At 73.2% G+C, this 11281-nt stretch carries 12 protein-coding genes; 3 read left to right on the top strand and 9 right to left on the bottom strand.

Annotation, left to right across the window (positions count from 1 at the left end; genetic code table 11):
• Positions 1–5 precede the first annotated feature (5 nt).
• On the top strand, positions 6–1673 hold the full coding sequence (locus N912_RS0106830) for an AMP-binding protein (RefSeq protein ID WP_028921862.1): 1668 nt from the start codon (positions 6–8) through the stop codon (positions 1671–1673).
• On the opposite strand, the gene N912_RS0106825 is transcribed toward N912_RS0106830, so the two are convergent.
• From N912_RS0106825 to N912_RS0106810, 4 genes are read right to left on the bottom strand one after another with little or no spacing between them, the layout of a single operon-like run.
• Positions 1658–2275, bottom strand: a complete 618-nt coding sequence (locus N912_RS0106825; protein WP_028921861.1) for a hypothetical protein — start codon at positions 2273–2275, stop codon at positions 1658–1660. The genes N912_RS0106830 and N912_RS0106825 overlap by 16 nt on opposite strands.
• A 21-nt stretch (positions 2276–2296) precedes the next feature.
• On the bottom strand, positions 2297–2617 hold the full coding sequence (locus tag N912_RS0106820; protein ID WP_028921860.1) for a DMT family transporter: 321 nt from the start codon (positions 2615–2617) through the stop codon (positions 2297–2299).
• Positions 2617–2952 carry a DMT family transporter gene (locus tag N912_RS0106815; protein ID WP_028921859.1) on the bottom strand — a complete coding sequence of 112 codons (336 nt, stop codon included), beginning with the start codon at positions 2950–2952 and terminating at the stop codon, positions 2617–2619. Before N912_RS0106815 ends, N912_RS0106820 begins: the two co-directional genes overlap by 1 nt.
• Entirely contained in the window at positions 2949–3500 is a 552-nt protein-coding gene (locus N912_RS0106810) for a TetR/AcrR family transcriptional regulator (RefSeq protein ID WP_028921858.1), read from the bottom strand. Before N912_RS0106810 ends, N912_RS0106815 begins: the two co-directional genes overlap by 4 nt.
• Before the next feature lie 99 nt (positions 3501–3599).
• On the opposite strand from N912_RS0106810, the gene N912_RS0106805 reads away from it, so the two are divergent.
• Complete coding sequence (locus N912_RS0106805) at positions 3600–5129, top strand: class I adenylate-forming enzyme family protein (RefSeq protein WP_051579763.1); 1530 nt, start codon at positions 3600–3602, stop codon at positions 5127–5129.
• On the opposite strand, the gene N912_RS0106800 is transcribed toward N912_RS0106805, so the two are convergent.
• From N912_RS0106800 to N912_RS49950, 3 genes are read right to left on the bottom strand one after another with little or no spacing between them, the layout of a single operon-like run.
• A complete protein-coding gene (locus tag N912_RS0106800; RefSeq protein WP_028921856.1) occupies positions 5117–5911 on the bottom strand; it encodes an SDR family oxidoreductase in 795 nt (264 codons plus the stop codon). The two genes, N912_RS0106805 and N912_RS0106800, sit on opposite strands and share 13 nt — an antisense overlap.
• A gap of 3 nt (positions 5912–5914) precedes the next feature.
• Positions 5915–7066 carry an acetyl-CoA C-acetyltransferase gene (locus tag N912_RS0106795; protein WP_028921855.1) on the bottom strand — a complete coding sequence of 384 codons (1152 nt, stop codon included), beginning with the start codon at positions 7064–7066 and terminating at the stop codon, positions 5915–5917.
• 31 nt (positions 7067–7097) lie between these two features.
• On the bottom strand, positions 7098–8324 hold the full coding sequence (locus tag N912_RS49950) for an NADH:flavin oxidoreductase (protein WP_037062908.1): 1227 nt from the start codon (positions 8322–8324) through the stop codon (positions 7098–7100).
• A gap of 79 nt (positions 8325–8403) precedes the next feature.
• Here N912_RS49950 and N912_RS0106785 point away from each other — a divergent pair, with 79 nt between their 5' ends.
• Positions 8404–8991 carry a gamma carbonic anhydrase family protein gene (locus N912_RS0106785; protein WP_028921854.1) on the top strand — a complete coding sequence of 196 codons (588 nt, stop codon included), beginning with the start codon at positions 8404–8406 and terminating at the stop codon, positions 8989–8991.
• Positions 8992–9045: 54 nt separating this feature from the next.
• On the opposite strand, the gene N912_RS64440 is transcribed toward N912_RS0106785, so the two are convergent.
• Both N912_RS64440 and N912_RS0106775 read right to left on the bottom strand, forming a co-directional pair.
• A complete protein-coding gene (locus tag N912_RS64440; protein ID WP_028921853.1) occupies positions 9046–9657 on the bottom strand; it encodes a TetR/AcrR family transcriptional regulator in 612 nt (203 codons plus the stop codon).
• A 32-nt stretch (positions 9658–9689) separates the two neighbouring features.
• On the bottom strand, positions 9690–11246 hold the full coding sequence (locus tag N912_RS0106775; RefSeq protein ID WP_037062906.1) for a FadD3 family acyl-CoA ligase: 1557 nt from the start codon (positions 11244–11246) through the stop codon (positions 9690–9692).
• Positions 11247–11281 lie beyond the last annotated feature (35 nt).

Here is an 11281-nt window from a genome sequence, read left to right as displayed (position 1 = left end):
GCGGCGTGCGGACGTTCGCAGAGTTGTTGCTGGCCAGGGCGGGCGACGACCATATCGGGCTGCGCGCCGAGGGCCTGGCGTGGACGTGGGGCGAGGTCGTTGAGCGGAGCGCGCGGCGGGCGGCACTGCTGCGCGAGCTGGCCACCCCCGGCCGGCCGCCGCACGTCGGCGTGCTGTTGGAGAACGTGCCGGACTATGTGTTCTGGATCGGGGCGGCGGCGTTGGCCGGGGCGGCGGTGGTCGGGATCAACCCGACCCGGCGCGGCGCCGAGCTGGCCCACGACATCCGGCACACCGACTGCGACCTGATCGTCACCGAGGGCCGGCTGGTCGGCTTGTTGGACGGGCTGGAGCACGGGGTTCCGCCGGACCGCGTGCTCGACATCGATGATCCCGGCTACCAGGATCTGCTGCGCCGGCACCGAGGCGCCGAGGTGCCCGAGCGGCCGCCGTCCGGTGAGGCGACCCTGCTGCTGTTGTTCAGCTCCGGCTCGACGGGGGCGCCGAAGGCGGTGGTCTGTTCGCAGCGCCGGCTGGGCATGCTGGCGCAGGCCCTCAGCGTCCGCACCGAGCTGGCCCGCGAGTCGGTGACCTACCTGTGCATGCCGCTGTTCCACGGCAACTCGGTGATGATGAACCTGGCGCCCTCGGTGTACGTCGGTGCCACGGTGTGCCTGGCGCGCCGGTTCTCCGCGTCCGGGTTCGCGCGGGACGTCCACCGCCACCGGGTCACGTTCGTCAACTATGTCGGGCGGGCGCTGGCCTACGTGCTGGACCGACCGGAGTCCCCCGAAGACCGGGCGAGCAGCCTGCGGCTCGCGGTCGGCACCGAGGCCTCGGTGGCCGACGCCGCGCGGTTCGGCGCCCGGTTCGGGTGCCGGGTCAGCGAGGGGTACGGGCTCAGCGAAGGGGTGCTGCGGATCAACCGGACGGCGGGCACCCCGGAGGGCGCGCTGGGGCTGCCGGTGGGGGGCGCGGACGTCCGGGTGCTCGACGAGGTCACCGGCGAGGAGTGCCCGCCCGCGGTGCGGGACGAGCGCGGTCGGCTGCTCAACGCGGACGCCGCGATCGGCCAGATCGTGGGGGTCGGGCTGGCCGACCGGTTCGAGGGCTACTACAAGAACCCGGGCGCGCACGCCGAGCGGGTCCGGGGCGACGACTTCTGGACCGGTGACCTCGGCTACCGGGACGCGGACGGGTACTTCTACTTCGCCGGCCGCTCGTCGGACCGGCTGCGGGTGGACGGCGAGAACTTCGCCGCCGGCCCGGTGGAACGCATCCTGGAGCGGTGGGCCGACGTCTCGGTCGCGCTGGTCTACCCGGTACCCGACCCGCGCACCGGCGACCAGGTGATGTGCGCGCTGCACCTGGTGCCGGGCGGTGACTTCGCGCCGGCGGCGTTCGCCCGGTTCCTGGACGGGCAGCCGGACCTGGGCACCAAGTGGCGGCCCCGGTTCGTGCGCCTGGTCGACCGGGTGCCGACCACCGGGAGCAACAAGGTGGCCAAGGCCGGGCTGCGCCGCGCGGGGTGGCGTACCGAGGACCCGGTCTTCTGGCTGCCCCGGGGCGACGACGACTACGTGCTGTTCGACGACACCGCCCGCGAACGGCTGGAGCGGGAGTTCGCCGAACACGGCAGGGCCGCGCTGCTGCCGGGTCAGAGCGGCCGGTAGAAGATCGGCATCGCGGCCATCCGGTGCGCGCGCAGCGGGGCGAGCACGCGGGTGCGGAAGCTTGGCCTGGTGAACTGCCGCAGCAGGAAGCGGCGTGGCCCCGAGGGCAGCCGGGCGAAGTTGACGAGGGGGTAGGCCGAGTCGCCAAGGGCCGCCAGCGGGGTGGAGTTGTCGATCCCGGTGTTGGCCGTGAACCAGCCGGCGAGGCCCTTCCAGACCGTCACCGCCGTTTCGACGTCCGGGGCGTGGAAATGGTTGAACAGGTACGTCGCGCCCGGGCGGCCCGCGTCGGTGTCGCCGATCCGGCACGGGTTGTGGGCGGACATCGTCATGGTCGCGCCGAGGCGCTCCAGGTCCGGGTGCGAGGTGGTCTCCGGCGCGGACGTCCGCACCAGCATCGCGAGGTCGAACCTCGGGCCGCCCGGAATGGGCGGGGTGAACGTCGCGCGGAAGAGGTGCACGTCGACGACCGAGGGCTCGCCGCGCACGGTTGCCGCCACGTCCTTCAGCTCGGAAGCCTTCTCATCCACAGCCCTCCGGCCGCCGACCTCGAACCCCAGGTAGACGAACACGTGCGGTGACGGCTCGACGAAGAGATCCATCGAACGCTCTCCTCTCGTGGGTCAGTGGCCGCCGAGCTCGATCAGCAGCACACCGCCGATGATCAGGGCGATGCCGAACGCGATCGGCCAGGTCAGCGGGTCCTTGAAGATGATCCGGCCGAAGATCGCGGTCAGCGCGACCCCGACGGCCGCCCAGATCCCGTACGCCACGCCGACCGCCATCCCGCCGGCGAGAACCGCGCCCAACAGCGTGAACGCGCCGGCGTACCCCACGGCCACCGGGATGATCCAGGCCTTCCGGCTGAACCCGTGCGACGCCTTCATGGACAGCGTGGCGACGGTCTCCAGCGCGATCGCGCCGGACAGCAACAACCAGGGCATCAGCGCACCGACCGCCGCGCACCCAGCTCCACGGCCAGCACCCCGCCGATGACCAGCGCGATACCGGCGCCGATGAGCCAGCTCAGCCGGTCGCCGAACAGCACGGCGCCGCCGACCGCGGTGAGCGCCACGCCGACCGCCGCCCAGATCCCGTACGCCACGCCGACCGGCATGCCCGCCCTGAGCACCTGGGCGACGCACGCGAACGCGCCCGCGTACCCGACGACCACGCCGAGCAGCCACCAGGGATGGGCGAACCCGTCCATGGCCCGCAACGACAACGTGCCCAGCACCTCCAGCCCGATCGCCACGCCCAGGTAGACCCACCTGGTCATGCCCGGCCTCCCCCGGAGGCGGCCAGCCGCTCGATCCGCGCCACCACCGCGGCCCGCACCTCGGCGGACAACCCTGTCGTGTCGGTCGCCTCGGCGAACCAGAGCCCTTCGGCGGCCAGGCGCGCCACCAGCCGGTCGATGTCGACGGGATCCGTCGTGGGCGGCGGGGTGTCCGTCCACCGGGCGATCAGGGCCCGCCACGGCGCGAGCAGCGCCTCGTCGTGCATGCCGTCCACCAGGATCGTCAGGTCGGCGCGCCTGGGCTTCTCGGTGACGGCGACCCGCGCGTACGCGCGCGCCCTGGCGGTGGGCGGCGCGTCCTCGTACGCCGTCCCCAGCTCCTCCGCCAGCGCCGCCTCCCAGCCCCGGCAGACGTGCTCGACGACGGCGAGCATCAGCTGTTCCTTGCTGGCGAAGTGGTAGATCAGCCCGCCTTTGCTCACGCCGGCCTCCCTGGCCGCGGAGTCCAGCGTCAGGCTGCCGATCCCCCCGCGCTCGGCGAGTCGCAGGGCGGCATCCAGGATCGCGGTTCTCGAACTCGGCCTCATGCTCCTAACTATACCGTCTAGTCGGTCAAGTTACGAACTCGCCCGCCACCACCTAAGCTCCTAGCAAGCGCTTGGTCGAGCGATGAGGAGCCGTCCGCGATGCACCCGGAAGCAGCCCCCGAGCCCGGATCGGTGCACGCCGCCTACGTCGCCGAACGGCTCGAAGAGGTCGGCCGCTACGGCGCCGAGCCGCTGTCCGAGCACGTCCGCCGCCACGCCCGCGACCGGGCCGACCGGATCGCCTACGTCGAGGGCGGCTTCCGGCTGACCTGGGCCGAGCTGGACGAGCTGGCCGACCGCCTGGCCGCGTTCCTGGTCGGCACCGGCCTGCAGCCCGGCGAGCGGGTCGCGGTGTGCTTCCCGGACGGGCCGGTGGTGCACGCGCTCTACCTGGCCGCCGAGCGGGCCGGCCTGGTCACGGTGGGGATCGGCCCGCGCGCCGGTGACCAGGAGCTCCGCCACCTGGTCCAGGTCACCGGGGCGCGCGTGCTGGTCACCGCGCCGGGGCACCGGGGCCCGGGGCCGGTCGCTCGACACCTGGTCATCGATCCGTACCGGCCGGACTGCCCGCCGGGGGCGACACCAGGTGGACGGGCGCTCGGGGTGGGCGAGGTGTTCCTGCTCAACTCCACGTCCGGGACCTCGGGCATGCCCAAGTGCGTGGTGCACAACCAGAACCGGTGGCTGTACTTCCACACCCAGGTGCTGCGCGCCGGCGACGTCCACGCCGGCGACGTGATCGCCTCGCTGGTCCCGGCGCCGTACGGGTTCGGGCTCTGGTCCGCGCACGTCACCCCGATCGTGCTGGGCGCCACCACTGTGCTGATGTCGCGGTTCGACGCCGGCCGGGCCGTCCGGCTCGTCGCCGAGCACCGGGCCACCGTGCTCGCGGCGGTGACCACGCAGTTCGTCATGATGCTCAACGCGCCCGAGTTCGAGCGCGCCGACCTGCGCTCGCTGCGCTGCCTGTTCACCGGCGGCGAGGCCATCCCGTACCGGCGCGCGGCCGAGTTCGAGCGGCGCACCGGGGCGGCGGTGCTGAACTTCTACGGATCGAACGAGACGGGCATGCTCAGCTACACCACCCGCCGCGACCCGCAAGAGGCCCGGCTGGCCACCGCCGGGCGGGTGTCCGAGGACATGCGGGTGCGGCTGTTCGAGGACGGCCGGTCCGGGTGCCGGGGGCCGGCGACCAGCCTGGGCTACTACGCCGACCCGGCGGCGAACGCGCGGCTGTTCAGCCCGGACGGGTGGATGCTCACCGGCGACCTGTGCACCGTGGACGCCGAGGGCTACCTGCGGGTGGTCGGGCGCGCCTCGGACTTCATCATCCGCGGCGGCCGGAACGTCTCGGCGGCCGCGGTGGAGGAGCAGGTAGGCAGCCATCCCTCGGTGGCCATGGTGGCGGCGGTCGGCGTCCCGGACGAGGTGTTCGGCGAGCGGGTGTGCGCGGTGGTCGAGCTGTGCGCGGGCGCGAGCCTGGACCTGCCCGGGCTCACCGAGCACCTGGCCGCGCGCGGGGTGTCCAAGGAGATTTGGCCGGAGCGGCTGGAGGTGGTGGAGCGGCTGCCGCGCAACGCCGGCGGCAAGGTGGCGAAGGCGGAGCTGCGCGAGCGCTACCGGGGTTGAGGGCGCCCGGTGGCCAGAAAACGGGCGGGCAGCTCGCCGCCGCCCTCCACGCCCAGGTCGGCGCCGCTCACGTAGCCGGCCAGCGGCGAGGCGAGGTAGAGGCACGCGGACGCGATGTCCTCGGGGTCGGCCATCCGTCCGGACGCGATCGTGCCGCGCAGCCGCCCGACCACCTCGGCGCCGTCCGGCCCGTAGTACTCGTCGGTCTGGTCGGTGTGCACCTGGCCGGCGCTGATGTGGTTGACCCTGACCTTGGGCGCCCACTCCAGGGCGAGCGCCCGGGTGAGCCCGAGCAGCCCCGCCTTGGCGGCGCTGTAGGCGGCGGTGCCGGGGCTGGGCTGGTGCGCGCTGATGCTGCCGATGTTGATGATGCAGCCGCCCTCGCCGCGCTGCATGACCGCGTTGGCGGCCTGGCCGACCAGGAACGCGGCCGTGAGGTTGAGCGACACGATCGCGCCGAAGAACCGGGGGGACATGGTGGCGGCGTCCGCGGCCGGGGAGCCGCCCGCGTTGTTCACCACGACGTCCAGGCCGCCGAACGCCTCGACGGTCGCGGTGACCAGGGCGGCGGCCTGGTCGGGGTCACGGACGTCGGCCGTGACGAACCGTACGGTGCGTCCGCCGGCCGACGGCGGGTCGTCCGGCTCGGTGCGCCCGCAGGTCATCACGTCCGCACCGGAGGCCAGGAACCTGGTGGCGATGGCCCGGCCGATGCCCCGGCCGCCGCCGGTGACCAGCACCCGGCGGCCGGTCAGGTCCCACGGGTGCAGCGGGTCGGCCACCGCTCAGCCCAGCCGTTCGAGGATCGTGACGTTCGCCTGCCCGCCGCCCTCGCACATGGTCTGCAGCCCGAACCGGCCGCCGGTGCGCTCCAGCTCGTGCAGCAGGCTGGTCATCAGCCGTGCCCCGGTCGCGCCCAGCGGGTGGCCGAGCGCGATCGCGCCGCCGTTCACGTTGACCGTCGCCGGGTCCGCGCCGGTCTCGCGCAGCCAGGCCAGCACCACGGAGGCGAACGCCTCGTTGATCTCCACCAGGTCGATGCCGGCCAGGCTCATGCCGGTTCGCTCCAGGGCGTGCGCGGTGGCCGGGATCGGCGCGGTGAGCATCCACACCGGGTCGGCGCCGCGGGCCGAGAGGTGGTGCACCCGGGCGCGCGGGCGCAGCCCGTGCCGCCGCACCGCCTCCCCGGAGGCGACCAGCAGCGCGGCGGCCCCGTCCGAGATCTGGCTGGAGACCGCGGCGGTGACCCGCCCACCGTCGCGGACCGGGGGCAGTGAGCGGATCTTCGTCCAGTCCGGTTCGCGCGGCCCCTCGTCGCGGGCGAGACCTTGGACCGGGACGATCTCGCGGTCGAAGCGGCCCTCCCGCTGCGCCCGGATCGCCCGCTGGTGGGAGGTGACGGCGAACTCCTCCATGTCCGCCCGCGACAGGCCCCACTTCTCCGCGATCATCTCGGCGGAGCGGATCTGGTTGACCTCGGCGGTGCCGTAGCGCTCCCGCCAGCCGGTGGATCCGGAGAACGGGTCGGCGTGCCCGAGCGGCGCGGCCAGCGTCATCGCGGAGCCGATCGGGATGGCGCTCATCTGCTGCACGCCGCCGGCCACCACCAGGTCGGCGGTGCCGCTCATGACCGCCTGCGCGGCGAAGTGCAACGCCTGCTGGGACGAGCCGCACTGGCGGTCCACGGTGACGCCGGGGACCTCCTCGGGCAGGCCGGCGGCCAGCCAGCAGGTGCGGGCGATGTCGCCGGCCTGCGGCCCGACCGTGTCCACACAGCCGAAGATCACGTCGTCGACCCGGGCCGGGTCGATCCCGGCGCGCTCCACCAGCGCGGTGAGCACGGCGGCGCCCAGGTCGGCCGGGTGCACGCCGGACAACCCGCCGCCGCGCCGGCCCACCGGCGACCGGACGGCCTCGACCAGGAACGCCTCGCCCATCACGTCCTCCTTCGCGCGTCCGTACGCTACCTTACCTTTCTGACCAAGCGCTTGCTTGACGCGGTACGTAGCCCGCGGGCGTGCCCCAGCTGCCGGAGCGGGGCGAGGCGGGCTCGACCAGCGCGCAGCGGACGCCGGTGTAGTTGGTGGGCATGCACTTGTTGCAGTGGGTGCACAGCGAGGGCGTGGCGGGGTCGGCCGCGATCAGGCGCGGCAGGTCGGGCTGGCGGAGCAGGGCGCGCGCCATCGCGACGAACTCGAAGCCCTCGGCCATCGCCCGGTCCATCACCGCTCTGCCGGTGACGCCGCCGAGCAGCAGCATGGGCAGCCGCACCTCGGCGCGCACCTTCCGGGCGTCCTCGAGCAGGTACCCGTCCCGGTACGGGTAGCGGCGCAGGAAGCGGCGGCCCACCAGCCGCACGCCCAGCTTGACCGGGCCGGGCATCACGGCGGCGAACTCGCGGATCGGCACGTCGCCCTTGAACAGGTACATCGGGTTGCGCAGCGAGCTGCCGGCGGTCATCTCCAGCGCGTCGACGGTGCCGTCGGCCTCCAGCCAGCACGCCACCGGGATCGCCTCGTCCAGTCCGAACCCGCCGGGGTAGCCGTCGTCCATGTTCAGCTTGGCCAGGATCGCGATCCGGTCGCCCACCGCGTCCCGGACCGCGCGCATCGTGTCGCGGGCGAACCGGGCGCGGTTCTCCAGGCTGCCGCCGTACTCGTCGTCCCGGTCGTTGAGGGCCGGGCTGAGGAACGAGCTGGCCAGGTAGTTGTGCCCGAGATGAACCTCCACGGCGTCGAAGCCCGCCTCCACCGCCAGCCGTGCGGCGCGGGCGTGCGCGGCCACCACCCTGTCGATGTCCGCCTTCCCGATGGCCCGGCTGAACCCCCGGCCGGCGAGGTTGAACCTCCGACTGGGAGCCAGCGCCGGCGCCCGGTACGCCACCGGCCCGGCGTGCCCGATCTGCGCCGACACGGCCGCGCCCTCCCGGTGCACCGCCTCGGTCAGGTGCCGCAGCCCGGGCATGGCCTCGTCGGCCCAGCACACCTGATGCCGGTCGGTCCGCCCGTCCCTGGACACCGCCAGGTAGGCGACCGTCGTCATTCCAACCCCGCCCCGCGCGCACCGCACGTGAAAGTCCACCAGATCCCTGGTGACCAGCCCCCGGTGGCTCAGGCCCTCATAGGTGGCCGCCTTGACGATCCGGTTGCGCAGCCGCACCGGCCCGATCCACCCCGGGGACAACACGTCGGCCACCTGCGTTCTCCCTCGACCTGGCAAGCAAGCGCTAGGTAGGAAGTTACCCGGACGGCGGCGCCTCGGGCAGGATCGGGCCATGTTGATTCGTCATCGCGGCCATGCACCGATCGTCGATTCGAGCGCCTACATCGCCCCCACCGCGACGCTCGTCGGGCAGGTGCGGGTCGGCCCGAGGGCGCGGGTGATGTACGGCGCCGTGCTCGACGCCGAGGACGGCGCCGTCGAGGTCGGCGAGTGCTCGGTGATCTGCGAGAACGCGGTGCTGCGCGGCGACGTGCGGCTGGGCGATCACGTCTTCGTCGGCCCGCACTCCACCCTGCTCGGTTGCCACGTGCAGCGGTGCGTCTACCTCGCCGCCGGAGCCACCGTCCTGCAGGAGGCCGACCTGGGGGCCGGGGCGGTGGTGGCGATCGGGGCGGCCGTGCACGCCCGCACGGTCCTGCCGGACGAGGTCTTCGTCCCGCCGAACAACGTCGCCATCGGCGACCAGGTGTACACCCCTGGCGACCCCGCGCTGCCCCAGGCGATCAGGTCCGTCGAGTTCGCCCGGGTGGCCTTCGGCGTCGACAGCGACTGGGAGGACCGGATCCGCCGCTACGAGCGGATGACCGAGGTGCGCTCCGCCCAGTTCGCCGCGCACCTCGACGACGAGATCATCGAGTAACCGCGCAGGTCAGAACCCGTGAGTGGTTAGCGGTGCCATAGCACCGCTAACCACTCACGGCCTTTGAGCAGGGGTTATGCCGGGTGCGGCGGCGAAACCGTCGAGGAAGATCGCTGTGCAGTCGTCGGCGAGGCGGTCGACGGTGTAGGTGCCCTCGGGGCGGTACCACTTCACCGACAGCCACACCGCGTCGCGGATGAACCGGTAGAACACCTTCGGGTCGATGTCGGTGCGGAACACGCCGGCGGCCTGGCCGGACTCGATCGCCTGCAGCCAGGTCTGCTGCACCTCGGCGGCCATCGTCTTGACGCTCTCGTACCGGGGCAGCTCGCGCAGGTAGCTGAGCTCGTTCTGGTAGATGATCGTCTCGTTGGGGAAGCGCTCGGACATCCGCAGCGAGACCTCGATCAGCCCGTGGATGCGTTCCCTCGGGCCGAGGTCGGCGTCCATCACCCGGCGGTAGTGCGCGCGCAGGTTCTCCAGGTAGGTCACGATGATCTCGTGGACGATGGCGTCCTTGGACGGGAAGTGGTGGTAAAGGCTGCCGGACAGCACGCCGACCGCGTCCCCGATCTGGCGCACGGTGGTGGACGAGACGCCCTGGCGCGCGAACAGCTCGGCCGATCCCCGCAGGATGGCGGTCCTGCGATCCTCCTGCTCGGTCACCCGCGTCCTCCCATCCAAGCGCTTGTTCAATACTAGGCGTGCTCGCGCAACCGGGACTTGGCGACCTTGCCGGTGGCCGCGCGCGGCAGCTCGGGAAGGAAGACCACCGACCGGGGCACCTTGAAGTTCGCCAGCCGCCCCCGGATCCAGGCCAGCAGCTCCGGCTCGGAGACCTCGTGCCCGTGCCGGCGCACCACGAACGCCCGCCCCACCTCGCCCAGACGCTCGTCCGGCACCCCGATCACCGCGCTCTCGGACACGCCGGGGTGTTCGTTGAGCAGCCGCTCCACCTCGGCGGGGTAGACGTTGAAGCCGCCCACGATGAACATGTCGCCGAGCCGGTCGGTGATGCGCAGGTAGCCGGCCTCGTCCAGCCGGCCGATGTCGCCGGTGTGCAGCCAACCGTCCGGGTCGATGGCGGCGGCGGTCGCGGCCGGGTCCTCGAAGTAGCCGCCCATCACGTTGTAGCCGCGCACCAGGATCTCCCCGGAACCGTCCGCGCCACCCCCCACCGGGGCGATGGCCACCTCGACCCCGTCGATGGCCCGGCCGCTGGTGGCCTCGACCACGGCGTCCGGGTCGCCCAGCCGGCACATGGTCACCGCGCCGGTGGCCTCGGTGAGCCCGTAGGCGGTCAGGATGTCGGTAAAGCCGAGGTCGGCGCGCATCCGGCGGATCAGCTCGGACGGCACGACCGACGCGCCGGTCACCGCCAGGCGCAGCGAGGACAGGTCCCGTCCCGCGCGGGCGGGGTCGTTCATCAGGCTGGCGTAGAGGGTCGGCGGGCCGGGCACGCCGGTGACCCGTTCGCGCTCGATGAGCTCCAGCGCCTCGGCGGTGTCCAGCCGGCGCATCGGCAGCGCGGTGGCCCCCTGGATCACGCAGGACAGGATCCCCGCCATCAGGCCGAAGCTGTGGAAGAACGGGTTCACCAGCAGGTAGCGGTCGCCGGCGCGCAGCCCGAGGGTGTCGCTGTAGCTGGTGAACAGGCGCACCACCTGGCCGTGGGTGTGCGGCACGCCCTTGGGCCGGCCGGTCGTCCCGGAGGTGAACATGACCTGCAGCCGGGTCTGCGGGGTGACCGCCCGCGCCGCCTCCTCGACCCGGGCCGGCGGGGTCGACGCGCTCACCAGCTCCTCCCAGTCGCCCGGCCGATCCAGGGTGACCACGGTGTCCAGCGACGGCAGCGGGCCGGCCGCGCGCAGCATGGCCAGGTAGCCCTGGTCCAGGAAACCGTCCTCGACGAACAGCGCGCGGGCGCGAGCCCGGGCCAGCAGGTCGTGCGCCTCGGCGCCCCGGTAGCGGGTGTTCACCGGGATCACGGTCAGCCCGAGGTGGAAGCAGGCCAGCGCGGCGAGCATCCACCTCGCCGAGTTCGGCGCCCAGATGGCCACCGCGTCGCCCGGCTCCAGCTCGCGGGCGAGCAGCCCGGCCGCGACCCGCTCGACCTCGGCCAGCAGCTCGGCGTAGGTGAGCCGGGTCGGGCCGTCGACCACCGCCTCGACGGCGCCGTGCGCCTCGGCGGTGCGCCGCAGGACCGCCGGCACCGTCTCGCTCCCGTGCGTCGTCGTCCCGCGCGTCGTTGTCACGGAGTCCTCCCGTCGCTCGCGGGGGTGATGGTGCC

This window comes from Actinospineispora acaciae DSM 45401 (assembly GCF_000620785.1).
Classification (GTDB): domain Bacteria; phylum Actinomycetota; class Actinomycetes; order Mycobacteriales; family Pseudonocardiaceae; genus Pseudonocardia; species Pseudonocardia acaciae.
This window is presented reverse-complemented; position numbering and strand designations above follow the sequence as displayed.

Excerpts from the sequence above, each read along its gene's own strand:
- N912_RS0106825 (WP_028921861.1), bottom strand. The coding sequence starts at position 2,275 with ATGGATCTCTTCGTCGAGCCGTCACCGCACGTGTTCGTCTACCTGGGG.
- N912_RS0106820 (WP_028921860.1), bottom strand. The coding sequence starts at position 2,617 with ATGCCCTGGTTGTTGCTGTCCGGCGCGATCGCGCTGGAGACCGTCGCC.
- N912_RS0106815 (WP_028921859.1), bottom strand. The coding sequence starts at position 2,952 with ATGACCAGGTGGGTCTACCTGGGCGTGGCGATCGGGCTGGAGGTGCTG.
- N912_RS0106810 (WP_028921858.1), bottom strand. The coding sequence starts at position 3,500 with ATGAGGCCGAGTTCGAGAACCGCGATCCTGGATGCCGCCCTGCGACTC.
- N912_RS0106805 (WP_051579763.1), top strand. The coding sequence starts at position 3,600 with ATGCACCCGGAAGCAGCCCCCGAGCCCGGATCGGTGCACGCCGCCTAC.
- N912_RS0106795 (WP_028921855.1), bottom strand. The coding sequence starts at position 7,066 with ATGGGCGAGGCGTTCCTGGTCGAGGCCGTCCGGTCGCCGGTGGGCCGG.
- N912_RS0106785 (WP_028921854.1), top strand. The coding sequence starts at position 8,404 with ATGTTGATTCGTCATCGCGGCCATGCACCGATCGTCGATTCGAGCGCC.